Raw genomic sequence first — 26,180 nt, forward strand, 5'->3', positions numbered from 1 at the left:
TGGTGTACTCAACATGGAATTGAGCATGTGTTTACTCAACCAGGTCATCCACAACAGAATGCTTATGTAGAACGCTTCAACAGGACGGTTAGATATGAATGTTTGAATCAATATTTATTTCGAGAGCTTGAAGAAGTTGAAGACTATACAACGATATGGCAACACTTTTATAATCATGAACGACCACATATGTCAGTTAATGGTAAACCACCTAAATTTAAACAATGATAAGGACTTTGCCTTTCTACTTATTAAATCAATTAAAAATGGGAGTATTACCATATTATTTTGTCGACTATGAGCTTAATGATGACTCAGATAATTTAACGATGGAGTATTACGAAGTTTTTAATAAGCAGTTTAAGAACCTTCAATCAAATACAAGTTTGGATGAATATATTCTTACAGCAAATAAGCTATACACACCACGAGATATTGCAACTAACAAAGTCATATTGAATTCGACCACATCATGGACATCAACATTAATTGGTGATGTAAAAACAGATATTAAGCTCGAAAAAGTAGATATTTCTGGCAGAAATATTTTTGATACGGTTTTACCTGGTTACCGTAGCTTAGGCTTTGACAATGAAAACAATTATGGAGAAGCACGAAAATTGTTAGCTTCATATGGTAAAGAAAACTTTCCAAAAGGCAGCAATTGTTATCGAATTATCTCAACTAAGAATAACCAAGATTATTTTAGCTTTGAGACTAACCAAGAATTTAATCAGGATTTTGAAGACTTCAATCAAGATAATATTGGCTATGTAGATTATTTAAATGAACATTACAAACCTTTAGGTTTGAGTTATCGCTACGAAAGTGGTAATTGGCAAGGGATTCCTTGGACAACGATTTATGAAATTGAACTCGGCATTGGAGACGAAGATGCTGTTGCAGTAAAATATCAAAATAAAACATATTTAGCCGAGTACAACAGTCGTATCGAATGGACCAATGGTAAAGAAATTAGACAGTGGGAAAATCTATTAGGTAGAACCACGACAGATAAAGAAAGAATACCAAAATTGAATATTGAAAGATTAAAAAATGGTTGTACGGTTTATAATTCAACAGCTGCTTCTACTTTAAGTTCATTGAAATTGATTGATTGGAATTAAATTAATAGGTAAGCGTAATTAAGTACATAAATCCAAACTCCAATGTATAAAAATTATTGTACATTGGAGTTTTTTAAAATAAATATAATAAAAACAGTTGATTACTTGGTTTTAGTTTTTTTGATTTTTAGATTTGATATAATAAAAGTTAGGCTACCTAATTCTAATGTTCACAATGTTGTAGAACATCCCGATTTTTTAAAAAAGAGTGCTATATGATTAAATGGATCATATTGGCGATTTTTGTGATTTCTGCTTTGTATATCCAAAATCGCGGTAAAGTACGACATTCGTTTTATCGTCAATTTTTTGATCATTCAACGATACTCGCACCGATTAACTTTCTCATGTATATGTTTTCAAAAGTGCCGAATCAGCCGTATATTGACACGCAATATTTTAAAGATTTAAAAGTATTGGATGAAAACTGGGAAATGATTCGCGATGAAGCGCAAGCTTTATATGCTAAAGGTGGAATTAAAGCTTCAAGTACATATGATGACTTGGGTTTTAACTCGTTCTTTAAAACAGGTTGGAAGCGTTTTTATCTGAAATGGTATGATTCTGCCCATCCATCTGCTGCGGAACTTTGCCCAAAAACAACGGCTTTATTGAAAACTTTGCCGACCATCAAGGCAGCAATGTTTACTGAACTTGCACCTGATAGTCGTCTTGTTCGTCATCGTGATCCTTATGCAGGTTCTTTGCGTTATCATTTGGGATTGATTACGCCGAATGATGACCGCTGCTTTATTGACGTAGATGGTCAACGTTATTCTTGGCGTGATGGTGAAAGTGTGGTTTTTGATGAAACTTATATTCACTATGCCGAAAATACCACGGATCAAAATCGTATTATTTTCTTTGCTGATGTTGAACGTCCTTTAAAAACCAAGTTAATGGAGCGCTTTAACCATTGGTTTGGTAAAAAAGTTATGACGGCTGCCAGCTCTCCAAACGAAGCAGGCGACCAAACTGGCGGTTTAAATAAAGTTTTTGGTTATGTTTATCAAATTCGTATCAAGGCGAAAGCGCTGAAAAAATCCAATCGCTCATTGTACTATTTTTTAAAATGGTTCTTGATGTTGGGTATTTTCTTCCTGATTTTTATTCGTCCTTATATGCCGCAGATTATTGCTTTTATTCAAAAGCTAATCTGATTTAAAGCGCCCATTTTGGGCGTTTTTTTATTGTATAAATAAATGATTCAATGATCATATTTCAGCTAGAATATTATTTTGTAAAACAAATGATAAAGAACGTGATGCAAAAATTTCATACTAAAATTGATTGGTGGGTCTTAGGTTTCTTAATTGCAATGACAGGTTTACTGGTTCAATTGCTGTTTACGATGTATGCCAAAGGAACAATGGTTGAATATCCTGAGCATACAATAGTTTATATTCTCACGATTGCTGTGATTTGGTGGCCTGCATTCAATACTCGCTATAGGATTCAAGACGGAACATTGAGTATTTCTTGCTTATTTTTAAAATGGCATATTCCATTGGCAAGCATTCAAAAGATCACACCTACTCATCATTCGATTGCATCACCTGCTTTATCTTTAGATCGGTTAAAAATTGAATATAGTAAAGATGGTGAAATTAAGCAGGTTCTGATTTCTCCAAGAAATCACCAAGCTTTTATTGAGGCTGTAGAGAAACAACAACTTATCAAATAGTGATTGAATCAACGCTTGTGTAGTCATCAGAAAACTTGGCTCAAGTGTTATACATGAACCATCGAGAACAATAATGATCCCCATTGGTACTTTTAGCTTTCTACAATTCTTTTTATTATTTATCTGCCCAATATTAGGATGGATTTCATGCATCATCTTGGTTGTCTTGGGACTGAACTATTTCATTCAAAAATTTATCAATAAGGTTCCAAATCAGCATTTTTTGTCACTGAAAGTAAAATGTTTTTTAGTATTCTTTGCGGTTTTCAATATCTGGAATATCTATCTGTTTTTTCTGTCAGAACGAGTAAGTGATGAGGTCAATGTATCGATGGAAAATAAAGAAAAACGTAAACGTTTTATATTGCCAGTGGATTATGTTTATGATGGTTTTGTATTTCCTCAAGGAACATTAATCAATGCATATAATGCGCATGACGATGGTGGTCGTTATCGTTATTTAACGCTTTCAGGGCTTGAGCAAGCACGTTTTCAACAGCCGGTTTATATTGCTGATGTTTGGGCTAAGGCGATTAAGGTTGACTCAGATTATGAGTTTTTAATTGAACTTTCACAAGATCAAGATATTTCACCTGTTTATATTCTAGATGGTCAGGGTGAATATAAAGTAGATTCTGCACGTGCTTCAATACATTGTAAAAAGGATCAAATCGCGCAATATACAGTGAATTCTGACTACTATCCTGATAAAGATTACACCAGTGAAGACTGGTATACACTTGAAAAGGAACGTTTTGATCCAAAACAATGGCTGTTTAGAGGCTGTTTTTCCGCTCCGCCAATCTATGTCGATCGCCCTTATCCACAAACAAAATTATATGATGAAGAACGAATGAGCGAGGTGACTAGTGCATCTAATATTAATGATTAAATCAAAGATAAAAATTTTAATTTCTAATATTTTAGTTGTAGTTGATGTTATTATTGATTAATAATACTAAAAAATAAATAAAAGGATTTTTAACAATGAGAAAAGGGTTTGTAATCGGTATTATTAGCTTGATATTAACTTCTTGTGGTGGATCAGATAATTCATCTGGTTATCAACCTCCTTCTAAAATATATGCTATAGATACTTTTAGTGGTGAATATGATCTTACATCTTTGTTGATATTCTCTGCAATTTATACAAATTACAAGACTTATAGTTTTGATTCGAATAGAAATTTTCTTGTTAACTATAGTGATAGACCTATTTTTAGAACAGAAGTATTGCAAAATATCATCACTCAGGAAAACATTTCTACAATTATGCCTCCTCAATTAGAAAACTATCAGTTTCTAATAGGAGAACAAGCCAATTTTAATGAGGGTAATCTTCAATATACAATGATTAATTATTTAGCGCCTAAGTCGCTAATCTTATCTTGGAATTATAAAAAAATTGATGTTTCAGGCAAATCTATTGAAACTGATCAAAATAACCCAATGCATGTGATTAGAAAAAGTCCGAATGCTGAAATTTTCGCAGCGATTATAGGAATAGGATATAGTCAGTCTGAGGTATTTCCTGAAGGATCAGTTTGTTGGCAAAAACAAACAGCTCAAGCAAATCAGGAGTATATTGAGTTTTATCCTGAGAAGGTTATTCGACATGTTTCAGAGGAATCTCAAATTCAACGGTCTGGTCAGTGGAACAAGGCAAGTTGGATTGAGTTTGAAACAGATATGAATGAACCTGAAAGAGCAAATATAAAGCTTGATATTGATGGTAAGGTTTATTGGGGTTTTTATCATCGATTAAATGAAAAGTTTATAATTGATCCAAATAAACTAACTTGTGACTATATGAATGAAACTGCATTTAAAGCTGCGATGTTCAAACTAGATGTCCTTACTGAATTAAGAAAATTAGGAATATGGGATTCTTGGGCTATATTTTATTCGGATGATTAGTTGGTAAATAAAATCTTATTTTTGAAAAATAATTTCATAAAAAGTGAATTATTAGGTAAAAGTGAAATTAATAATATTTAAAATAGAATCATTGAGAGACTTGAAAAATGGATGATCTAACTACATCATCCATCTATAGTCCAAAGTTAAAAAGTCTATTGTGAACGAAAACGCACGTGCAAATATTGAAAAGATTTTAGCCCATATGACCACCTTACCTGGTGTGTATAAAATGCTGGGAAAAGATGGCGAATTGTTATATGTGGGAAAAGCCAAAAATCTAAAAAATCGTGTATCAAGTTATTTTGTCAAAACCATTGAACATCCCAAAACTCAAGCATTGGTTGCACGAATCTATAATATTGAAACCTTGGTGGTTCGTTCTGAAACAGAAGCATTGTTGCTTGAGCAAAATCTAATCAAGCTGCATCGTCCACCATATAACATTATGCTGCGTGATGATAAGTCATATGTTTATATCTTTGTATCCGCAGATAAGCCTTACCCGCGTATTGCCTCAGGACGAGGTAAAGGGAAACACCAAGTGGGTAAGTTTTTTGGACCTTATCCCAGCGCATATAATGCGCGAGATACCCTGCTCGTTTTACAGAAATTATTTAATGTACGTCAGTGTGAAAATAGCTATTTTTCACAGCGCAAACGCCCTTGTCTACAATATCAAATCAAACGTTGTACTGCACCTTGTGTTGGACTGATTAGCCCAGAGGCCTACCATGAAGACGTTCAGAACTCGATTCGCTTTCTCAATGGTGATACCAAAGAGTTGAATCAGGAGTTGATTCAAAAAATGGAACAAGCTGCCGAAAATCTGGAATTTGAAAAAGCAGTATTTTATCGTGATCGTATGGCTTTACTTAGAGATGTTCAGGCACAACAAGCCATTTATAAAGTGAAAGGCGAGGCTGATATCTTGGCAATTGCCTATCAGGCAGGAGTGACCTGTGTACAGATCATGCATGTGCGTAATGGCAAAATGCTGGGTGGAAAAAGTTATTTTCCAGATATGCTTGGTGATGATCTGGGGCAAATGTTGGCAGATTTTATTGCCAATTTCTATTTCCAAGTGGCAGATGAAGTCCCTGCTGAATTGATTGTGAATGTTGAGGTTTCTGATCGGAAAGAATTAGAAGCAGCATTGCATCAACAATTCGAAAAGAAAATTCAGATTAAACACAATGTTCGAGAAACTCGTGCTGAATGGCTGGAGTTGGCTGAAATGAATGTACAGCATGCCATCAAAGGTAAACTTGCCAACCATTTAGAGCTAAATGAGCGTTTTTATCAGCTTGAGCAAGTGTGTGGTCGCCCAATTGACAGTATTGAATGTTTTGATATTTCCCACACGATGGGTGAGGCAACGATTGCTTCATGTGTGGTGTTCGATGCAGGTGGGGCACGTAAGCGCGATTATCGACAATTCTCCATCGAAGACATTACAGGTGGTGATGATTATGCTGCGATGCGTCAAGCATTGACTCGACGTTATAAAAAAGCCATGTTGCCCGATTTATTGCTGATCGATGGGGGTAAAGGTCAGTTACATATGGCGATGGAAGTAATGCAAGAGTTGGGCTTAGAAGCGTTTATGGTTGGAGTCTCTAAAGGTGAGGGGCGTAAACCGGGTTTAGAAACCTTACATTTTACCGATGGTACAAAAATACAACTCCCAGAAGACCATAAAGCCCTGCATTTGATTCAACAAGTCCGCGATGAAGCGCATCGTTTTGCCATCACCAAACATCGCGCTAAGCGTGATAAACGTCGAGGTGGTTCAGTGCTTGAAGCAATTCCTGGTTTAGGACCAAAACGCCGCCGTGATTTACTTACCCATTTTGGTGGTATTCAAGGTGTACTCAAAGCTTCAGAACATGATTTAAAAAATGTTCCGGGTCTTGGTGATGTCATGGCACGTATGATTTATAAAGTTTTGCATGAGTAAACGGCCCCTGTTATCCGTAATACATTGTTATCAGGGATAAGGTACATTTGCCAAAACGACCATTGACGCATGAGTCATTGATCATTTTCATCTTGCTTTAAATATGGAACAGTACAGCAAAGGTCATAAAATTGGACAGATCATGTCATTAGAATCGCTGTTTCAGCAGATTGAGCAAAAGCAATGGATTGATATTCCTCAAGGATGGTTACAAGGACGTACAATTTTTGGCGGTCTTGTCGCTGGTATGTTGATTCATAAAGCCATCACCACCATTGCTGATACTGGGAAAAAGCTGCTTAGCTGTAGCATTACATTTGTGGGTCCAGTTGAAGAAGCACAGGTTAAATTAACTGCTGAAATTCTTCGTCAAGGCAAGTCTGTGACAACAATTGAGGTTCGACTTTGGCAAAATGAAGCTGTGCAAAGTATTCTTATTGCCAGTTTTGGAAGTCAGCGCGATTCAAAAATTCAGGCCGCAAGAGAGCCACAAGTGCCTGATTTTCCATCACTTGATCAAATGAGTATTGTGCCGAAGTATTTACCTTTTCCTGAATGTGTAAAGAATTTTCAATTGGGATGGACCGAGGGTAATTATCCCATGACAGGCAGTAAGCAACCTGATTTTGCTGGGCGTTGTCGTTTTGACCCTGATCTACACAGTAATCGTGAAATGCATATTGCAGATCTATTGACGCTGATGGATGTTTGGCCACCGGGAGTCTTGCCGATGTTTAAAATGCCCGCGCCTGCCAGTTCACTCACTTGGCATGTCACCTTGGTTCATCCACTTAACAATCAGTTGAATGATTGGTTTAAATATCAAGTGATCACAGACTTTGCTGAACATGGCTATGCAACAGAGCATGCCTACTTATGGGACGAGCAAAATCGCCTCATTGCGATTGCAAGACAGACAGTTACTGTATTTGCCTAGTCGACAGTTTTATGTGAATCGTATAAAGTATGAATGAAATAGAGCTTTACTCTACATGATTATTTACCATTAAATTGGGTAAATAGGGGACTCACTGGCGGTGTCTATGACTACAGGTCGTATCCTGAATATTCCAAATATCTTGACGCTTGCTCGGATTGCGTTAATTCCAGTTTTTTTAATCATCGCCTATTGGCCACCTGCAATTGGAGTAGGTGGGCATACTGGTGGCATGACACGACATATTATTTTAACTGCAATTTTTGTGATTGCTGCTGTGACGGACTGGTTTGATGGCTATTTGGCTCGAACCTTGAACCAAACCTCAGCATTTGGGCGTTTTTTAGATCCCGTTGCAGATAAATTGATGGTTGCAGCAGCTTTAATTGTATTGGTGCAATGGCAACCTACGATCGCAATGGCGTTTGCCGCAATTGTAATTATTTCCCGAGAAATTACTGTTTCAGCATTGCGTGAGTGGATGGCTGAATTAGGTGCACGTACCAATGTTGCGGTATCGACTGTAGGTAAATATAAAACAGCATTTCAAATGATTGCGATCACGGTATTTCTGTTAAATTGGCAACCTCTTGAAATGTTAGCTTATGCATTACTGTATACAGCAGTCATTTTGACGTTATGGTCGATGTTTATTTATCTCAAAGCAGCGTGGCCTTATTTGAAGCAACCTTAAGGAACAAAAGTTGTTGTTTAACTTGTGGTCGTAATGGGAAATTAATGTATTTCACCATTACGACATCATTCAAACATAAAATAATTTACTTTCCCTTAGCTTTTGTCGTTACTCGTGATTAGAACTTATACCATTCAAGAAAACTTGCAACATATAGCTAATTTGTTTAAAAAACTGTTAAGTATTTGATTTTAAATTATTTGCTGTGTACCAAGACTAAAATATAAGATTGACTGTGATCTTATGCTATATTGCTGAAGAACAAGATTAGAAAAAATACTGTTGTGACGTTCTCGTTAACTACATCGTCATCAGTAGAACAAAGGAATATTTATGTCATCATTGTTTTATTTATCAAATCAAAATTTATATTTATTGGATGGAAATAAAAGTATAACCGTACCTTGCCAAGCGATTGACCAATATAAGAAAAATCTAGTTGAGATTCAGCAGCGTAAAGAGTGGAAAACCAAAGGGACTGGTGCTCAGTTTACGGGAAATTTTTCACAAGATGATCAAGTTGATTTAAATCATATTTTTCCAACCGATGTGGTCTTAACATCGGATCATAAAATGATTTATACCGCATGCTTACAAGAAGGAACATCAATTAATATTAAATCTCTCAATGACTTGCAAGAAACAGAGGGTTTAATACTCAGAAAAAATGATTTTGTGGTTCAGGACATGGCATATGATGAAGCGAAAAAACGATTAGCACTCTCTGTCAATTCAAATGGTTATGAGCGCCATATTTGTATTTTACCTTTAGACGCGAATCGGACACAGTATTTAACAGAAGGCGACTGTCAGGACTCAAATCCATGTTTTGATCCACAAGATACTATGCAACTTTATTATGACTCTTGTGGTCTAGCTTATGGCGAGCATCGAATTGCTTATAGTCCAAAGGAAATCTACCATTTAGATATGGGGACAGGTGAGTTACAAACGGTTGCTTCGGACCCGAAATTTGATTTCTTTAAACCTAAAATGGATAGTTTAGGAAATTTATATTTTATTAAAAGACCTTATTCACGTGATGGTAGTCATCATTCGCCAGTGACCACAATAAAAGATATTATTTTTGCACCATTTAAAATTATTCGGGCAATTGTGGGCTGGTTAGATTTTTTTACACAGCGTTATACAGGGGAATCTTTAAAAACAACATCAGGGAATAATCCTGCCAAGTCTCAACAAAAGTCAGAAGAAGAATTATTTGTTGAAGGTAATCTGATCAAAGCTCAACAAAATTTAGAGCGTAATCAGAAGTCTGGAGAAAAATACCCTGGCATGATTCCAAAGTCTTGGGAGTTGGTTAAAATGTCACCCACGGGTGAAATGACGACATTAAAGCGAGGGGTAATGAGCTTCGCTTTAAAAGATGACACTATTTTTTATTCCAATGGAAAATATTTAATTGAACTTGATGCAGATCAAAATGAGCATCTTAGAATTGAAGCTAAGCTAATTTCAAAGATTATTTGTGGATGATATTGTCATTTTTGAAGTAAAGAAAACGTCATTGAGCGTTTTCTTTATGGAGCGTTTTTTTGAATTCAGCTTAGCAATGTTTTTAAATGTGATTCAGCTTGACCAACTTGAAAGTGCTCTCATTACATATGGTGAATCTGCTTAAAAATACCTGCAATAAAATATAATGTCTCTTGATCAATACAATCAATCTATTGTTGAATCATATCAAACTTTTATTGCCAAACTTTGCCGCTAAAGCTTAAGTAACTTAGGGCTTCATCTAGGTGATGCTTCATTAAAAAGTCCTAAGGATGAGCTGTTGATTTTGACTCAGGCTTGACGTTTCTTTTATCAATACCGCATACATTAATTTTTGATAATGGTGAGTGATGTATGACCAAATCGTGATTTGGTTTGATCAGTATTTTTGAGTGAAAAACTGCCTTTCTCTGATTCTCGACAAAGAAATACCGACAGTGATTGAAAATCTGCACGACTAATGAATAAATCTTGTATAGACAGGGTCCATTTTTCTCCTGAACGCAGTTGAGCAATTCGGGTCGAAATTTGCTTGAGCAGATCCATTTTATTCATCCTGATTAAGGTGATAAATACTTTGCTATAGCATATAAAAATAGTATTTATCACATCATTTATTTTGCCCTAATTGTTACAAGATCATTTATCAAGGCTATCTAGCATGACTATTTTGTGACAAAGATATTGCATTTTCGTGACAAGTCAAAAAGGCTTTAGATATAAAATAGATAAGCTTTTCTATTTTTCTGCTGAGAAATTGGAATTTGCTAAAATATATTCTATTTCATCTTTTGCTGCTGTTTGAAGTTTACTGCGAAAGGCATCTACCGCTTGTTCAATCAATGTTTCAGCTTCTAATTCAAGACGAAGACGGACACTTTCTAGCTCCGAGGTGATCTGTGCATCTGCAACAGCAAATTGACCATTGGCATAGTCGATCGCTGGTGTATCAGGATTCTTGGTATATTTTTCACTATAAATTGAAATTTCAAGATCAATTTGCTGACGTAAATTTTGTAAGTTTAGTGTTTGTTGTTCATATTGCTGAGTTTCATCTTTTTGTAGTTCTAAATTATAAGCATCTTGTTGTGCACGTTTTTCAGCTAAAGCTTTCTCTAGTGCTAATTGTTTACGAACACGGGCTTCTTCGATCAATTGAGCTTTTAAGTCAGCATAAGCTTGTTCTACTTTGAGTTGAGCAACTTGCATTTCACGTTGGTCGTTGCTTAACCACTGTTGTACATCCGTTTTTGGGCTGAGAAGATCACAGATGCGATTGAGGTCATCTACAAAAGTTTGGCGTACAGCCTCAGGCGTGTCTAACCAACGCTTTTTAAAATCTTGACCGACATTTAATGTCACCGCATATCTCCTTGGGAAAATGTTTAAAATTTATAACTTATAGGTTTGAGGCTGAGTACCCATGTGTCGATAGGCTTTGTATTTCTCTCGACCAACTTGCTTAGCAGACTCATCATTTTCGATAATTTCTATAATGTGACTAAATTGTGTCACTTGTTCAAGTGCTTGACTGTTAAAATTAAACACAATCCATTCAGATGATTCGGGAAGTTTGGATGAAATACAGATCGGTGCATCGACTTGATCAATACCATGTGCCAAAAAACTAGTGGGATCAAAAGACCACAAATATTCATCCAGTTGTTGTTGCATATTCACATCAGGACAATGCAGCCAAATTTTAGCTGCATTTCGTAGAATTTTACGACATAAACGACAAGCACTTTCAACTTGTCGTTCAGGGCTTTTTTCAAACAAGTAAAAGCTAATTTTAGCCATTTGTTTTTACACGATTGGCAATGAATTGCATGAGTAATGGTACTGGACGACCAGTAGCGCCTTTATTTGCGCCAGAGTTCCATGCTGTACCTGCAATATCCAAGTGCGCCCAACGGTAGTCACGAGTAAAGCGTTCCAAGAAACACGCTGCGGTGACTGCGCCTGCTTTTGGACCACCGATATTGGCAATATCCGCAAATGGGGAGTCAAGTTGCTCTTGATAGTCCTCATAAACTGGCATGCGCCATACACGGTCAAATGATGCGTGTCCTGCTGCCGTAATTTCTTCTGCGAGTTCATCATCAGGTGTAAATAAGCCCGATACAACAGAACCTAGTGCAACCACACAAGCACCTGTTAATGTTGCAATATCAATAACCAGCGCAGGATTGAAACGCTTGATATAGGTTAACGTATCGCAAAGCACCAAACGACCTTCTGCATCAGTATTTAAAATTTCAACAGTTTGTCCACTCATGGTGGTGACAATATCGCCAGGGCGGGTTGCATGACCTGATGGCATGTTTTCAGCGGCAGCAATTGCACCGACCACATGAATCGGTAGTTTTGCTTCACATAGGGCACGGATAGTACCCAATACCGATGCTGAACCACACATATCAAATTTCATCTCATCCATGCCTAAGCCTGGTTTCAGTGAAATACCGCCTGTATCAAAAGTAACACCTTTACCAACCAATACAATTGGTGCTTGGTCTATATCTGCCTTATATTCGAGTGTAATCACACGTCCAGGTCGGTCAGAACCTTTGCTGACAGCGAGAAAAGCGTTCATGCCTAAATCAGCCAATTGCTGTTCTTCGAGTACAGTTACTTTTAGCAAATCAGGAAATTCAGCGGCTAAAGCACGGGCTTGTTCTGCTAAATATTCTGGAAAGCAAATATTTGGTGGGCAATTGCCCAAGTCACGGGTAAAGTTTTGACCCTTTTGCACAGCAGAGATCAAATGCAGTTTTTCGCTATTTAAATCTGATTGTGTCGCAATAAATTCAATACTTTCTAAGCTGAATTCATTCTTTTTAGATTTATACTCATCGTAACCATAAGCGGCTTGAGTGAGGCTTAATGCAAATAAATAGTGCAACTCTGAAGGGAGCGCAGAAATATCAATACTGACTTGTTGGAATTTTTTTTGTGACGCTTTGATAATGGTTTGTGCGATTTTTGCTAATTTTGCAACTTTGACATCAGATGCTTTATCTAAACCAATTAAGGTACATTGCGCAACTTGAGTTAGCTTTCCGATCAGTGGTAAAGTTTCATTTAAGCTTGCTTTATATTGAATGCTATCAATCAATGCGTTTAAGTCATTGATTTTATATGTTTCTTGAACCTGTTGTAAGTTTTCAGAATCCACCAGAATAAATAACGCCTGGCGAGATGTAGACGCTGAAAATGACGTGTTAATCGTAAGTTTCATATGTTGTCTTTGTGCCTGTTGTACATTTCAAATCATTAAACCATTGAACCACTTCAAATGGTAGAATTTCAATCTAGTTTTATAATTTTAACTTCGGGTAAACTAGCGCTACGTCATGATACTACCCTTATTTGGAAGATTAATTTGATTATTCGACGCTACCTTGTCAAACAAGTCGTTTCGACCTCCTTAGTGGTGGTTGCATTATTGACACTCATCATGATGGGTGGGCAATTGATTAAGCAATTTGGTCGTGCTGCAATGGGGCGTGTAGACCCAAGTATTCTATTGAGTATTATTGGATTTCGTTTACCTGAGTTCTTGACCTTAATCCTTCCTTTGGGTTTCTTTATTGGGCTGATGTTGGTTTTTGGTCGTTTATATGTTGACCATGAAATGGCCGTGCTCAATGGGAGTGGAATCAGTCGTATTCAGGTTGCTCGATTATTAATTCCATTAACCATTGTTTATTTGCTTGTACAAAGTGCGTTAATGATCTGGATTTCACCTTGGGGACTTCGTCAGTATGGGCAATTGGTTTCTACCCAAGCTGTACGAACTGGTTTTGATTTAGTTCGACCCAGAGAATTTATTTCATCGGGTGCATATACCATCTATGCTGGTTCTCTGTCTGAAGATCGAAAAAATCTTAAAGATATTTTCTTTTATCAGCGTGCAGAGAAAGAAGGTAAGCCTGATGTCATGATTTTGGCGAAAGAAGCGACCCGTGTGGAAATGGCGAATGAAACTGCAAGTGTTGTGGACTTGGTTCTGGGGCGACGCTATGAAATTTATCCAGGTACACCGAAATATAGTCAAACTGAATTTCAAACCTACCGTTTACGTTTAGAGAATAATAAAGAAGCAAAGTTTGAAAGTGATGAGGTTGAAGCACTCGGTTTTGGCAAATTACTTGAGAATAAAGATGACCCAGTCATACAAAGTGAATTGGGATGGCGGTTATTTGTGCCATTCTCAATGATTGTAGCTTTAATGTTAGCAACGGCTTTGTGTGAAGTCAGTCCACGTCAAGGTCGCTATCTTAAACTCTTCCCAGCCTTATTGATTTTCGCCAGTTTGATTGTGGCGTTGATGGCGATTAGAACAAGGATCAGTAAAGATGAAGTTGGGATTTGGGCATATCCTGCAATACTCTTGTTCTATGCGATTGCCGCTGCTTTATTTTCAAGAAAGCAGAAGTTGGCACCGAAGATTAAGAAGCAAATACAGCGAGTGAAATCATAATGTTAGCACGTAGAATTGTCGCAAAACATGTGACCAAGACCACAGTACTCGCTATGGTAGGCGCAACAGCTGTGCTTTCCATTTTGCAAATTTTATTTACCTATTTAGGTGAGCTCAGTAGCTTAAAAGACAATTATACAGCGTGGAATGCATTGCAGTATGTTTTGTGGGGGGCACCTCGTTATCTCTATGAAATCCTTCCTATTGCAGCTTTGATTGGTGCCGTTTTGGGTTTAGGCTCTATGGCATCAAATAGTGAGTTAATTGTCATGCGTGCTGCAGGCATTAGCTTATGGCGCATTGTTGGATGGGTAATGCGTTCTGCAATGCTTTTGGTGATTCTTTCTTTTGCTTTGAGTGAATTTGTGATTCCTTATACCAATGAGCAAGCCAAAAGCATTAAAAGTCACCGTAGCGTTGCAGCATTGGGTGAAGTAAAAGGCTATTGGACACGCGAAGGACAACGGTTTATTTATATTGATTATGCCAATTCACAAGGCACGTTGAAACAAGTTCAGGTGGTGGATTTCGATGAAAATTATCGAATGAAATCTTTGCTCAATTCTGAAGAAGGTCAATTTTTAAAAGAAGGGCAATGGAATTTAAAACAGACGGCCCAAGTCAATTTACTTGCCAATGGTCAAGCACAAGTGGTTGATCAAAATCAGCAAAATCTAGCTCTTGCGCTACAACCTAAGTATGTCCATATGGTGACGATTGATCCAGAAGATTTAGCACCAAGTCAGTTGTTAAGTTTTATGGATTATATGCATGAATATAGTCAAGTACCGAAAACCTATTTATTGGCATTCTGGAAAAATGTAGGTTCACCTTTTGCCTTGCTGGCACTGGTTTTGATTGCTTGTTCATTTATTTTTGGACCATTGCGTCAGCAATCTATGGGATTCCGTTTGGTGATTGCCTTATTTGTGGGCTTGGCATTCTATTATGTGCAGGACTTTTTAGGTTATGCCAGTCTGATTTATGCTCCATCACCCGCATGGTTTGTTTTTTTACCGATCGTATTTATGTTTGGTATAGGGAGCTACTTATTGTATCGGGCTCGATAAGAAATCGGTATATAGCAATCAACTACAGCGAATGAGATAAGAATTTTAGATCGTGGCAAACAGTTATTGCCATTGTCTAAGGATAGAGTCTACCGTAAAAAAACGGTAAGATATGATGATTAATTTGTAAACAGTAAAAAGAGTGTAAATCATGACGGATGCAACTGCTGGCAAAATCCCTCACGTTCTGGTGATTATGGATGGTGTGGGTCATCGTGAAGCGGTCGAAGATAATGCGTTTTTAGCAGCCAAGACGCCAAATCTAACCATGATGCAAGAAAAGCATCCGCATAGTTTAATTTCAGGTTCAGGTGAAGACGTTGGTTTGCCTGATGGGCAAATGGGCAACTCAGAAGTGGGGCATATGAACTTGGGTGCAGGTCGTGTGTTATACCAAGACTTCACTCGTATTACCAAAGACATTCGTACTGGTGCTTTTTTTGAACATGAAGTATTGATTGATGCTGTAGAAAAAGCCAAAGCGGCAAATGGCGCTGTCCATATTATGGGCTTGTTGTCAGAAGGTGGTGTACATTCACATCAAGATCATATTATTGCAATGTGTGAGCTGGCTTTAAAACGTGGTGCAAAAGTTTATTTACATGCCTTTCTGGATGGTCGTGATACTCCTCCACGCAGTGCAAAACCTTCTTTGGAAAAATTGGATGCAGTCTTCGCACAGTACCCTCAACAAGGTCGTATTGCGACAATGATTGGTCGTTACTTTGCAATGGATCGTGATAATCGCTGGGACCGTGTAGAGCAAGCCTATCGCTTAATGACTGAAGGTGAAGCTTTGCGTGTTGTTGATTCAGCAACTGAAGGTTTAGAACAGGCCTATGCAGCAAATGAAAATGATGAGTTTGTAAAAGCAACCCGTATTGGCGACATCGTCAAAGTTCAAGATGGTGATAGCATTGTCTTTATGAACTTCCGAGCGGATCGTGCCCGTGAAATCACCAAAGCTTTTGTAGAAAAAGATTTTGCTGGATTTGAGCGTAAAGTGGTTCCTCAACTGTCAAAGTTTGTCATGTTGACTCGCTATCAAGCAACTATTGATGCGCCTGTGGCTTATATGCCAGAAGAATTAAAAAATTCAATTGGTGAGTACCTTTCATCTTTAGGTAAAACGCAATTGCGTATTGCGGAAACAGAAAAATATGCCCATGTGACATTCTTCTTTAGTGGTGGACGTGAAGATGAATACCCTGGGGAAAAGCGCATTTTAATCCCGTCACCTAAAGTCGCGACTTATGATTTACAACCTGAGATGAGCGCACCTGAAGTCACTGACAAACTTGTCGAGGCGATTAACTCAGGTGAGTTTGATCTTCTGGTCGTGAACTATGCAAATGGTGATATGGTCGGGCATACAGGTGTATTTGATGCGGCAGTCAAAGCAGTTGAAGCAGTTGATGTAAGTTTGGGGCGTTTATATGACGCTGTTATGGCAAAACATGGACATATGTTGATTACTGCCGATCATGGTAATGTTGAGCAAATGCAAGACTATGTAAGTGGTCAGGTGCATACTCAACATACCACAGAACTTGTACCATTTATTTATGTTGGTCCGACTTCAGCAACAATTGCAGAAGATGGCGTGCTTGCAGATGTCGCTCCAACAATCTTAACTTTAATGCAGCTTCCTGTACCGAAAGAAATGCAAGGTCGCAATTTAATTACATTAAAAGTCTAAATATCATTATTCAAATTTAGGTGCGGGAATGGTTCAAGCTTGGAAGTATATTGTTGTATTAACAGGATTATTAACTTGTGGAAGCCATTCCGTTTGGGCAGTAGAAAATGCTGCCGCACTTGATTTTGATGGTGATGTTGAAGAAAGTATTGCAGAAGTGCCAATTGAATCAATTGAACAATTTGTTCAGATCTATGGCATTGTCAAAGACAACTATGTTCAAGAAAAGCCGGATGATGTACTGTTCCTGCAAGCTATTAAAGGCTTGGTCGGTGGCTTAGATCGTTATTCGCGTTATTTAAGCCCTGAAGAATATAAACAACTGATGCAATATACCGAGAGTGATCTTGCAACAGCAGACTTTGAATTGGGCTTTGATAGCCATATTCATCAGTGGAAAATTCAGAATCTACGAGACAATGCTGATTCATTTAAATTAGGTTTAAAAAATGGATTCACCATTTTTAAAATTGAAAATCAAGAGTTGAAAAATTTAAATGCTGAACAAGTCGAAGATTTGTTGCATGGTTCGATCGGCTCTACCTTTCAATTACAACTGAATGAGAAAAGCCCTGCAATCACAGTAGTCAGAAATCGTAAGCTTGATGTTGCTGATATTGAACCTGTGATGTTGCATAATCAGGTTTTGGTGCTTAAAGTTAAAGTTTTTCAACAAGATACTGCGAACGAAATTAAACGATTAATTGAAGAATATAGCACTCAAAAAACCAAGGCAGTTTTATTCGACCTGCGTAATAATCCGGGTGGCTTACTTTCTGCGGCGGTTGAAACAGCCGATTTATTTTTAAATCAGGGAATTATTGTTTCAACCAAAAGTCGTTCCGAAGGAAATCAACAGTTTCAAGCTCTACCCGGTGATGAATTTTCAAATATTAAATTGGGTATTTTGATTAATGGTCGTTCTGCTTCAGCAGCTGAAGTATTTACTGCTGCCATGAAAGAACATCAACGTGCATGGGTGGCAGGTGAGAAAAGCTATGGCAAAGGTGTGGTACAGAAGCTATTTCCGTTGCCAAATGGTGCAGCTTTACAGATGACTGTTTCGCATTATTATACCCCGAATGGCAATATGATTGATGGGCAGGGGATTCGTCCGAATTGGGAATATCCTTGGGCATTGGATCAAAAAGAAGAAACTTATTTAAATAATGTTGCAGACCAATTATTAAAACATCGCTGATCGAATGTGAATGACATAAAAAAGCTGAGTATTTGATGCTCAGCTTTTTTTGATTATGAACAAAATTTATTATCGTTCGAGATCAATATCAGCAGATTCTATTCATCATCAGTATCTAGCCCAAACTTTTTCAAACGATAACGTAAAGATCGAAAGGTCATGCCGAGTTTTTTCGCAGCTAAGGTCCGATTCCAATGGGTTTGATTTAATGCAGATAACAAGACTTCTTTTTCAACATTTTCCAAATATTGTTCCAAGCCTTCTTTCGGAATATTCGGTGCTTTGTTTGGAAGTTCAATCGCCGTATGGTTGGTCGGAACAGATTCAAAGGATTCAATTTTGTTAATACTGCTACGTTGTGGCGCAGGTTGGAGTTGTTGAATATCGATAGAATCCTCATCACACATCGTGATGGCTTTTTCAATAATATTGCGCAGTTCACGAACATTACCAGAATAATGTTGCTGTAAAAGAAATGCTTTAGCTGCATCTGTGAATGATTTGCTCGGAATTCGCCATTCAGTACAAATTTGTTGAATAAAATGATTGGCTAAAATCAAGATGTCACGTTCGCGATCACGTAATGGCGGGAGTGTAATATCCATAACATGAATTCTAAAAAACAAGTCATGGCGGAACTTCCCTTGTTCAACCAGAACTTCGATATTTTGATGCGTTGCACTGATGATTCGAAAATCAACTTCTATTTCAGTATCGCTACCCAAAGGACGGATTTTCTTTTCCTGAACAGCACGTAAAAGTTTAGCCTGCATGGCTAAAGACAGTTCTGCGACTTCATCCAAGAACAATGTGCCTCCATTGGCAGCCTGAACCAAGCCTTGTTTATCTTGCGTTGCGCCAGAGAAACAGCCTTTCTTATGTCCGAAAAGCTCACTTTCCATCAGTTCTTCAGAGATAGCCCCGCAGTTGATTGCAATAAATGGACTATCACTGCGGTTACTGAGTAAATGAATAAGATTCGCAACCACTTCTTTCCCTGTACCAGACTCCCCAGTAATAAAAACAGGTGCTTGTGAACGGGCAATTTTTTTAATCGATTCTCTTAATTTACGAATGATTTGCGAGTCACCAATGAGCATGGACTCTTCGAGTGGGGCTTTAGTTACAGTTTCACTCAACTGAGGAACATGTAAAGCTTTTTGTAAAAGTTGCTGTAAATGTAGTTGATTGATTGGTTTGCTAACGAAATCAAAAGCCCCAGCTTTAAGTGATGCAATTGCGATTTCCATATTGCCATATGCTGTGAGTACAGCGATTGGCGTTTTTGGATAATGTTGCGATACATGTTTGACTAAATCTAAACCACTCCCATCAGGCAAGTTTAAATCTGTAATACAGGCATCATATTTATATTCACTAAAAAAATATTTGGCTTGCTGTAAATGATGTGCCATATGTGTTTTGATGCCCATTCGCGATAGGCTCATTTGCATCAACATACATAAATCTTGTTCATCATCTACAAGTAACACCAATGGTTGTCGTGTAGTCATATCCCCAAAAACCTAATCTAATCCATGCGTGGGCATTCGATACGAAAGCATGCCCCTTGTTGTTTTTGCTCAACGTAAATTAATTTCGCTTGATTTGCTTCGCATATAGTTTGCGATAGGTACAATCCTAAACCAGTTCCATTGATTTCGGTACTAAAAAATGGCTGAAATAATTGTGAAAGATCTTGTTTTGTGACGCCTTTCCCATAATCAATCACATCTATACAAATATGTGCGTCATTTTTAAACGCCTTGACCAAAACGTATTCCGCATTTTGATCATTATGGCGTAATGCATTACGTAATAGATTGACAAGTACTTGCCTTAATTGAGAATCATCAAAATAAATCACAAGATCTGCTTCAATTTCAGTTTGGATTTTAGCTTGAGCATCACTTAAATCGTGTAACAATAAATCTTCTAAAAATAGTGGTAAGTCGATTTGACTGGCATGGGTTTTTTTGTTTTTTGCCATATCTAAAGTATCTTTGATAATACTGTTAATACGGACAGTCTGCTTGGTAATCATTTGATGGAGTAATGCTTGCTGCTGTTCATCACTCATCAGAAAAAGATCATTTGCCTGCGCAATGGCAGCGAGTGGATTACGAATTTCATGAGCAATACTTGCTGATAATTGTCCCAATGCTGCAAGTTTAAGCTGTTGTACCTTTTGATTTATTTTTTGTGCATCTTCAAGTACAAGAAGGGTGAGCGCCTGATGTGGAACAATCAGTTTTTGTACCCGAATATCAACGGTAAATGAGGATTGCTGTGATTCAAATTGAAAACGCTCACCATCTCGAAACATCGCATCTTTTAGAATTTCATAGAGATCAGGCTGGAAATTGGATAAATGATATTGTTCATGTGCATACAGGGGTGATATTCCTAATAGTGAACATGCGGCAGGATTACTGACAATAATTTTACATTTTTCATCGAGTACCAAATAACCGACTTCGATTTGTTCTAAAATATAGCGGTTGATATTTTGTAGCTTAAAAAGCTCTAAAGATTGGTACGTATTTAAGGACTCAAGAACCTGAAAACGGTTGATTGCAATTTGCCCGATTCCGTACACCATAAAAAACAAGAAAGCCAATAAGGCACTATTACTAATATTATTTAAATTAGAAAAATCAAAATAACTGCCCAGAAATTGCTGATAGATAATGGCAATGACAGACACTAAGGTAATAAATAATGCTTTGTTTTTACTCAATAAAAAATTTGCAGTAAAGACTGCAATCACAAATAAAATACTGATGGCTAAATTTGGACCATTCAGCGCAAATACCAAGATACTCAGGAATGGAATATCAACAATAAAAAAGCCAATAAACTGCTGTGCAACGCCATGAGGGTAAAATTTCAACAGCATCATTTGCAATGCTGCAATGATGGTAAAGGTCGCAATCGAATAAAAATATAAACTTGGGTATTCGTAGTGAACAGGCTGATTTTCTAAGGTAATCAGAAAAATAATGATTAAACAAAAGGCAATAATCAGTCGATAACCTGAGTAAAGTGTGCCTAGACGGTAAATTGTTTGATAAATAGGCACAGATACCGTAGACGACATACTCACACTCAAAGGTAGATCATTGTTTTATAAGATTTATGGCTTAATCAGACCATAACGTATGGCTAGATGAGTAAGTTTGACATCACTATCGAGACCCAGTTTTTCAAAGATACGGTAACGATAAGTATTGACCGTTTTTACACTCACAAAGAGTTTGTCTGAAATTTCTTGAGCGCTGACACAATTCACCACCATCATCGCAACTTGCATTTCTCGTTCTGAAAGTGCGTCGAAGGGTGAAGTTTGGGTATCTGATAAATATGAGCTGGCAAGTTGCTCTGCAATATCTGCGCTAAAGTATTTTCCACCTTGCATGACTTTTTTGATTGCACGGACCATTTCTGTAATGGGTGCACCTTTGGTGATATAACCCCGTGCGCCTGCTTTGAGTAACAGAGACGGGTAGGGTTCCTCAGCTAAACCACTTACCGCTAAAACTTTGGTATCAGGAGCAGTTTGTAATAAACGACGGGTCGTTTCTACACCGCCAATACCAGGCATATTGACATCTAAAAGAACGACATTAGGGTGTTGCTGCCTTACAATGGTAATGGCTTCTTCACCAGATTCTGCTTGTCCGATGACTTGAATATCAGTCTGATCTTCTAACATTCTGCAGATGCCTGTTCTTACTAATTCATGGTCATCTACCACTAAAACAGTAATCACTTACACCTCCTTAAATTTTCCAATATCAACATTTTTGTTACATAAAGCAAAAAAGACTTGCAATGACATAACAAAATTGGCAATCCTATTCCTAATATCTATTCAATATTTGCGCACAATACATTGTGATTGAAATATTCGTTTTAATATAGTCACGTTTGAGTGTAAATGTAAGTCATATTTGAGGTAATTAGCAAGTTTGTGAATACCTCCCTGAGGTGAGTAAGTTATCGTGAAAAAACCAAAAAAAACGTTAATGCATGTGCTGAGTTTGTCAGTACTACTCAGTTTGAGTTCAACAAGTTTTGCTGAAATCATCATGAATTCAGGGGGAAGCGGACAAGCGAGTGTAAGTTGGTCATCTTCCGACGCAAGCCAATTATTAAATGGCGACTCTGTTGATGATGATGGTGAAGATATTTCACCTAAAGGCTCAACTACTTTAACCACAACAATTCGTCCATCAAATGCTGCACCAACAACACTGACTAACAAGTCTGTGCAGATTTATGATACCAATAGTTATAACAGTCAACCTTCAGTTAATGCTCGTGCTGCACTCGTGATGGATGCAACAACGGGTGAAGTGCTTTACAGTAAAAATACCAATACTTCGATGCCAATCGCTTCTATTACCAAGTTAATGACTGCGGTAATTACAGCAGACGCACGTTTGAATATGTCAGAAGAGATTACACTTCAACAAATTGATTTTGCTGGAGCAGGTGGTAAGAACTCAAGCTCAACTTTAAAAGTTGGCGATAGCATGAATCGTGCTGAAATGTTACTTGTGGCGTTGATGAAATCTGAAAATCCAGCTGCAGCAGCTTTAGCACGTACCTATCCGGGTGGGCGACAAGCATTTATTGCAGCCATGAACGCGAAAGCGCGTCAATTAGGTATGACGTCTACACGTTATGTCGAGTCTACAGGTTTAGATCCTCATAATGTGTCTTCTGCGCGTGATTTAGGCATTTTGGTGAGTGCGGCATCTCAGTATGGCTTAATTCGTCAATTCTCGACCACAGCGCATTATGACTTCAATTTAGGCTATCGTATCCTCAAGTCAAATAATACCAATGCACTGGTTCGTAATGGTGGATGGAATATCAATATTTCCAAAACAGGATATATCAATGAAGCGGGACGTTGTGTAGTGATGCACACTACAGTGAATAGTCGTCCAGCTGTTGTAGTGTTATTGGGTGCAAGTTCTTCTCAGGCACGTACCAATGATGCAACCAATTTGTTGAACTGGGTAAGCAATTTACCTAAACGTATTTAAGCTTTTGGGATTTAAAAAAACTCTTCAATATGAAGAGTTTTTTTGTGGTTGTTAGAAACTTAAATCAAAAAGAAATGCCTTTAAGTGATATGCGCTTCATCTTAATATGAGTTTATGCTGAATAAGAATAAAACCAAGATGATCAAGTGATTCAAGTAACTGTTGATGTTGGACATAAAAAAACCAGTTGCGAACAACTGGTTTTTTTGCTGCAAAGGCGTTATTACATATTTGAAAGAATTGAGTCACGAACTTGGTTCAAGGTCGCATCAATCGACAGCATAACCGCATCTTCACATTGTTTAATGGCTGTATCAGGGTCTTTTAAGCCATTACCAGTCACAGTACATACAATCACAGAACCTTCCGCAATTTTACCTGCTTTAATATCACGGATAGCACCACCGATTGATGCAGCCGATGCTGGTTCAACGAATACACCTTCATACATAGAAAGTAAACGTTGCGCTTCTAAGATTTCAGCATCAGTTAACTCATCAAACCAACCCTTTGAATCACGTACAACTGCTTTTGCATGATTAAAGCTTTGTGGATTACCGATACGGATTGCTGTGGCAACTGTCTCTGGATTTTCAACCGGACCACCACGTAGGAATGGCGCAGCACCTGAAGCTTGATAGCCCACCATGATAGGGCGACCTTCAGGATTTGGACCTGTAAACTGATCAGTTTCAGGGTCATAAACCACTTGTTCAAATGCTTCAACGGGCTGGTTTGCAACGGCCTCAGTATAACCCATCCAATGTGCAGTTATATTTCCAGCGTTTCCTACAGGTAAGCAGTGATAATCTGGTGCGCGACCAAGTGCTTCTACAATTTCATAAGCAATGGTTTTTTGACCTTGCAAACGATATGGATTGATTGAGTTCACAATAGTCACAGGCGCTTTATCTGCAACTTCTTTCACTAGACGCATACCATCATCAAAGTTACCACGAATCTGCATAGTAATTGCGCCATACATCATCGCCTGAGCCATTTTACCCATGGCAATTTTGCCTTCTGGGATTAAGACAAATGCTTTGATTCCTGCACGTGCAGCATAAGCAGCAGCCGCCGCTGAGGTATTTCCTGTAGATGCACAAATAATCGCTTTAGAACCTTCTTCAACTGCTTTGGTCACAGCCATGGTCATACCGCGGTCTTTAAATGAACCCGTTGGGTTTAAACCTTCGTATTTCACATAAATTTCAACATTTTTGCCAATAAGACGTGGAATGTTGTCTAATTTAATGAGAGGCGTGTTCCCTTCATTTAAAGAGATAGCACGTGTAGTTTTCGATACGGGTAAGCGGTCACGATAGCGATCAACAAGTCCTGTATAGCGATTGGCATTAGACATGATGGTGTTCCAGTTGTATGTAGAGCAAATAAAGGTATTCTTTCGCCTCTAGCCTCTTATCAAAGAAGCTAAATTCACCATTTGGTCTGTTTGAAATGGCGGATTTATCTGCATCTTTGTTATCGATGCAGATGAGGGGAGGATTAAATCCGATTAGTTATCGAGCAATTCTAAACGAATTCGTACGATTTCGCCATGAATAGCAGGTAAGGCTTGAATTTGTGCAATCGCTTCATTCATTTTTGATTCAACAATTGGATCAGTCAAAATCACAATCGGGATTAAATCTTTTAAGCGAGGTTGTTGCATAATTGCATCAATACTAATTCCTGTACGGCTTAAGATGGTGGTGACATCTGCAAGTACGCCCGTTTGGTCTTCAGCATTTAAACGCAAATAGTAACCTGTAGTCATTTCATCACTAGATAAAATAGGCAAGTCTGAAAGGGCTTCAAAAGCCAATTGTGGAATTGTACCTGAACCATCTTCTGTATATATGATGTCACGAACAATATCGACCACATCAGCAACAACAGCAGAGGCAGTTGGACCTGCACCCGCACCTGCACCATAGTAAAGTGTCGGACCTACGGCATTGGCTTGTACCAATACTGCATTTTTTACACCATTTACATTGGCAATCAATTCTTCTTCGGGGATCAGCGTTGGATGAACACGCAATTCAATGCCTTTAGCTGAGCGACGTGCTATACCCAAATGTTTGATTTTATAACCAAGTTCTTCAGCATATTTGACATCTTGCGCGGTAACTTTGGTAATTCCTTCGGTATAGACTTTGTCAAACTGTAAAGGGATACCAAATGCACATGATGCAAGAATCGTCAGTTTATGTGCCGCATCAATCCCTTCAACATCGAATGTTGGGTCAGCTTCTGCATAGCCTAGCTCTTGTGCTTCTTTAAGCACATCAGCAAAGGCACGACCTTTTTCACTCATTTCTGTGAGGATGAAGTTACCTGTTCCGTTGATGATACCTGCAAGCCATTCAATTTTGTTGGCTGCCAAGCCTTCACGAATGACTTTAATAATTGGGATGCCGCCTGCAACAGCTGCCTCATAGGCAATCTGTACATGATGATCATCTGCGGCTTTAAATAACTCATTACCATGTTCAGCAAGTAAGGCTTTATTTGCAGTCACCACTTGTTTACCATGTTTGATGGCTTCCATAATGACTTCATAAGCAGGATGAATTCCGCCCATAACTTCAACCACAACATCTACATCGGGTTGGCGAACGATCTCTAACAGATCTGCGCTTTGCTTCACACTTGCTGGTAAATTTAGATCTGGACGTGGACGACGAGTGCCTACGTGGGTAATTTCAATTTCTCGACCGGTGCGACGTCTAATTTCAGCAGCGTTTTCTTGTAGTAGTTTAAGGGCTCCACCGCCTACGGTTCCTAGACCGAGTATTGCCAGACGAACTGGTTTCACGTCACACTC

At 38.0% G+C, this 26,180-nt stretch carries 24 protein-coding genes; 15 read left to right on the plus strand and 9 right to left on the minus strand.

Translation table 11 applies throughout. The features are described from left to right. The 10 genes from AAV97_RS04130 to AAV97_RS04175 form a co-directional block, all read left to right on the plus strand. Positions 1–228, plus strand: a 228-nt coding sequence (locus AAV97_RS04130; RefSeq protein ID WP_046759898.1) for an integrase core domain-containing protein, incomplete at its 5' end; no start/stop codon positions are given. Between the two features lie 38 nt (positions 229–266). Next, positions 267–1,127 (plus strand): hypothetical protein, encoded by an 861-nt coding sequence (locus AAV97_RS04135; RefSeq protein ID WP_228136509.1) that lies wholly within the window; start codon positions 267–269, stop codon positions 1,125–1,127. Positions 1,128–1,342: 215 nt separating this feature from the next. Next, positions 1,343–2,287 carry a lipid A hydroxylase LpxO gene (gene lpxO, locus AAV97_RS04140; protein WP_005035309.1) on the plus strand — a complete coding sequence of 315 codons (945 nt, stop codon included), beginning with the start codon at positions 1,343–1,345 and terminating at the stop codon, positions 2,285–2,287. A 104-nt stretch (positions 2,288–2,391) separates the two neighbouring features. After that, positions 2,392–2,811 (plus strand): PH domain-containing protein, encoded by a 420-nt coding sequence (locus AAV97_RS04145; protein ID WP_046759900.1) that lies wholly within the window; start codon positions 2,392–2,394, stop codon positions 2,809–2,811. A 331-nt stretch (positions 2,812–3,142) separates the two neighbouring features. After that, a complete protein-coding gene (locus tag AAV97_RS04150; protein ID WP_228136510.1) occupies positions 3,143–3,703 on the plus strand; it encodes a hypothetical protein in 561 nt (186 codons plus the stop codon). 95 nt (positions 3,704–3,798) lie between these two features. Next, a complete protein-coding gene (locus AAV97_RS04155; RefSeq protein ID WP_046759902.1) occupies positions 3,799–4,728 on the plus strand; it encodes a hypothetical protein in 930 nt (309 codons plus the stop codon). A 160-nt stretch (positions 4,729–4,888) separates the two neighbouring features. Further along, on the plus strand, positions 4,889–6,688 hold the full coding sequence (gene uvrC / locus AAV97_RS04160) for an excinuclease ABC subunit UvrC (RefSeq protein WP_009584445.1): 1,800 nt from the start codon (positions 4,889–4,891) through the stop codon (positions 6,686–6,688). A gap of 142 nt (positions 6,689–6,830) precedes the next feature. Next, positions 6,831–7,625, plus strand: coding sequence for a thioesterase family protein (locus AAV97_RS04165; RefSeq protein ID WP_046759934.1), 795 nt, complete (start codon positions 6,831–6,833; stop codon positions 7,623–7,625). 106 nt (positions 7,626–7,731) lie between these two features. Continuing rightward, a complete protein-coding gene (gene pgsA / locus AAV97_RS04170) occupies positions 7,732–8,319 on the plus strand; it encodes a CDP-diacylglycerol--glycerol-3-phosphate 3-phosphatidyltransferase (RefSeq protein WP_004826293.1) in 588 nt (195 codons plus the stop codon). 333 nt (positions 8,320–8,652) lie between these two features. Further along, positions 8,653–9,816 (plus strand): hypothetical protein, encoded by a 1,164-nt coding sequence (locus AAV97_RS04175; RefSeq protein ID WP_046759903.1) that lies wholly within the window; start codon positions 8,653–8,655, stop codon positions 9,814–9,816. Positions 9,817–10,164: 348 nt separating this feature from the next. On the opposite strand, the gene AAV97_RS04180 is transcribed toward AAV97_RS04175, so the two are convergent. From AAV97_RS04180 to AAV97_RS04195, 4 genes are all read right to left on the minus strand, one after another. After that, complete coding sequence (locus tag AAV97_RS04180) at positions 10,165–10,383, minus strand: hypothetical protein (protein WP_004826300.1); 219 nt, start codon at positions 10,381–10,383, stop codon at positions 10,165–10,167. Between the two features lie 192 nt (positions 10,384–10,575). After that, positions 10,576–11,199, minus strand: coding sequence for a hypothetical protein (locus tag AAV97_RS04185; RefSeq protein WP_005035326.1), 624 nt, complete (start codon positions 11,197–11,199; stop codon positions 10,576–10,578). A gap of 30 nt (positions 11,200–11,229) precedes the next feature. Further along, positions 11,230–11,637 (minus strand): DNA polymerase III subunit chi, encoded by a 408-nt coding sequence (locus AAV97_RS04190; RefSeq protein ID WP_046759904.1) that lies wholly within the window; start codon positions 11,635–11,637, stop codon positions 11,230–11,232. Beyond that, positions 11,630–13,078, minus strand: a complete 1,449-nt coding sequence (locus AAV97_RS04195) for a leucyl aminopeptidase (RefSeq protein ID WP_046759905.1) — start codon at positions 13,076–13,078, stop codon at positions 11,630–11,632. The genes AAV97_RS04190 and AAV97_RS04195 overlap by 8 nt, the downstream gene beginning before the upstream one ends. A gap of 144 nt (positions 13,079–13,222) precedes the next feature. Here AAV97_RS04195 and lptF point away from each other — a divergent pair, with 144 nt between their 5' ends. From lptF to AAV97_RS04215, 4 genes are all read left to right on the plus strand, one after another. Continuing rightward, a complete protein-coding gene (gene lptF / locus AAV97_RS04200) occupies positions 13,223–14,323 on the plus strand; it encodes an LPS export ABC transporter permease LptF (protein ID WP_010591214.1) in 1,101 nt (366 codons plus the stop codon). After that, positions 14,323–15,393 (plus strand): LPS export ABC transporter permease LptG, encoded by a 1,071-nt coding sequence (gene lptG, locus AAV97_RS04205; RefSeq protein WP_004826310.1) that lies wholly within the window; start codon positions 14,323–14,325, stop codon positions 15,391–15,393. Before lptF ends, lptG begins: the two co-directional genes overlap by 1 nt. Before the next feature lie 151 nt (positions 15,394–15,544). Continuing rightward, positions 15,545–17,092 (plus strand): 2,3-bisphosphoglycerate-independent phosphoglycerate mutase, encoded by a 1,548-nt coding sequence (gene gpmI, locus AAV97_RS04210; protein ID WP_046759906.1) that lies wholly within the window; start codon positions 15,545–15,547, stop codon positions 17,090–17,092. 28 nt (positions 17,093–17,120) lie between these two features. Next, a complete protein-coding gene (locus AAV97_RS04215) occupies positions 17,121–18,293 on the plus strand; it encodes a S41 family peptidase (protein WP_046759907.1) in 1,173 nt (390 codons plus the stop codon). A gap of 98 nt (positions 18,294–18,391) precedes the next feature. Here AAV97_RS04215 and AAV97_RS04220 read toward each other — a convergent pair whose 3' ends face one another. The 3 genes from AAV97_RS04220 to AAV97_RS04230 are packed head-to-tail and all read right to left on the minus strand — an operon-like array spanning position 18,392 to position 22,065. Then, positions 18,392–19,807 carry a sigma-54-dependent transcriptional regulator gene (locus AAV97_RS04220; protein WP_046759908.1) on the minus strand — a complete coding sequence of 472 codons (1,416 nt, stop codon included), beginning with the start codon at positions 19,805–19,807 and terminating at the stop codon, positions 18,392–18,394. Positions 19,808–19,824: 17 nt separating this feature from the next. Next, positions 19,825–21,393, minus strand: a complete 1,569-nt coding sequence (locus AAV97_RS04225; protein ID WP_009584451.1) for a sensor histidine kinase — start codon at positions 21,391–21,393, stop codon at positions 19,825–19,827. Between the two features lie 36 nt (positions 21,394–21,429). Beyond that, the gene (locus AAV97_RS04230; RefSeq protein WP_004718392.1) at positions 21,430–22,065 is read right to left on the minus strand and encodes a response regulator; all 636 of its coding nucleotides are present in this window, start codon (positions 22,063–22,065) and stop codon (positions 21,430–21,432) included. A gap of 232 nt (positions 22,066–22,297) precedes the next feature. On the opposite strand from AAV97_RS04230, the gene pbpG reads away from it, so the two are divergent. Further along, entirely contained in the window at positions 22,298–23,350 is a 1,053-nt protein-coding gene (gene pbpG, locus AAV97_RS04235; protein ID WP_004826319.1) for a D-alanyl-D-alanine endopeptidase PBP7/8, read from the plus strand. A gap of 223 nt (positions 23,351–23,573) precedes the next feature. On the opposite strand, the gene thrC is transcribed toward pbpG, so the two are convergent. Together thrC and AAV97_RS04245 are read right to left on the minus strand one after the other, a co-directional pair. Then, positions 23,574–24,713, minus strand: coding sequence for a threonine synthase (gene thrC, locus AAV97_RS04240; protein WP_046759909.1), 1,140 nt, complete (start codon positions 24,711–24,713; stop codon positions 23,574–23,576). A 153-nt stretch (positions 24,714–24,866) separates the two neighbouring features. After that, positions 24,867–26,171 (minus strand): homoserine dehydrogenase, encoded by a 1,305-nt coding sequence (locus AAV97_RS04245; RefSeq protein WP_009584444.1) that lies wholly within the window; start codon positions 26,169–26,171, stop codon positions 24,867–24,869. Positions 26,172–26,180 lie beyond the last annotated feature (9 nt).

This window comes from Acinetobacter sp. Ag2 (assembly GCF_001005515.1).
Taxonomy (GTDB): domain Bacteria; phylum Pseudomonadota; class Gammaproteobacteria; order Pseudomonadales; family Moraxellaceae; genus Acinetobacter; species Acinetobacter bereziniae.

Coding starts and splice junctions, on each gene's coding strand:
- AAV97_RS04135 (WP_228136509.1), top strand. CDS start 267: ATGGGAGTATTACCATATTATTTTGTCGACTATGAGCTTAATGATGAC.
- lpxO (WP_005035309.1), top strand. CDS start 1,343: ATGATTAAATGGATCATATTGGCGATTTTTGTGATTTCTGCTTTGTAT.
- AAV97_RS04145 (WP_046759900.1), top strand. CDS start 2,392: ATGCAAAAATTTCATACTAAAATTGATTGGTGGGTCTTAGGTTTCTTA.
- AAV97_RS04150 (WP_228136510.1), top strand. CDS start 3,143: ATGGAAAATAAAGAAAAACGTAAACGTTTTATATTGCCAGTGGATTAT.
- AAV97_RS04155 (WP_046759902.1), top strand. CDS start 3,799: ATGAGAAAAGGGTTTGTAATCGGTATTATTAGCTTGATATTAACTTCT.
- AAV97_RS04165 (WP_046759934.1), top strand. CDS start 6,831: ATGTCATTAGAATCGCTGTTTCAGCAGATTGAGCAAAAGCAATGGATT.
- pgsA (WP_004826293.1), top strand. CDS start 7,732: ATGACTACAGGTCGTATCCTGAATATTCCAAATATCTTGACGCTTGCT.
- AAV97_RS04175 (WP_046759903.1), top strand. CDS start 8,653: ATGTCATCATTGTTTTATTTATCAAATCAAAATTTATATTTATTGGAT.
- AAV97_RS04180 (WP_004826300.1), bottom strand. CDS start 10,383: ATGGATCTGCTCAAGCAAATTTCGACCCGAATTGCTCAACTGCGTTCA.
- AAV97_RS04190 (WP_046759904.1), bottom strand. CDS start 11,637: ATGGCTAAAATTAGCTTTTACTTGTTTGAAAAAAGCCCTGAACGACAA.
- AAV97_RS04195 (WP_046759905.1), bottom strand. CDS start 13,078: ATGAAACTTACGATTAACACGTCATTTTCAGCGTCTACATCTCGCCAG.
- lptG (WP_004826310.1), top strand. CDS start 14,323: ATGTTAGCACGTAGAATTGTCGCAAAACATGTGACCAAGACCACAGTA.
- gpmI (WP_046759906.1), top strand. CDS start 15,545: ATGACGGATGCAACTGCTGGCAAAATCCCTCACGTTCTGGTGATTATG.
- AAV97_RS04215 (WP_046759907.1), top strand. CDS start 17,121: ATGGTTCAAGCTTGGAAGTATATTGTTGTATTAACAGGATTATTAACT.
- AAV97_RS04220 (WP_046759908.1), bottom strand. CDS start 19,807: ATGACTACACGACAACCATTGGTGTTACTTGTAGATGATGAACAAGAT.
- AAV97_RS04225 (WP_009584451.1), bottom strand. CDS start 21,393: ATGTCGTCTACGGTATCTGTGCCTATTTATCAAACAATTTACCGTCTA.
- thrC (WP_046759909.1), bottom strand. CDS start 24,713: ATGTCTAATGCCAATCGCTATACAGGACTTGTTGATCGCTATCGTGAC.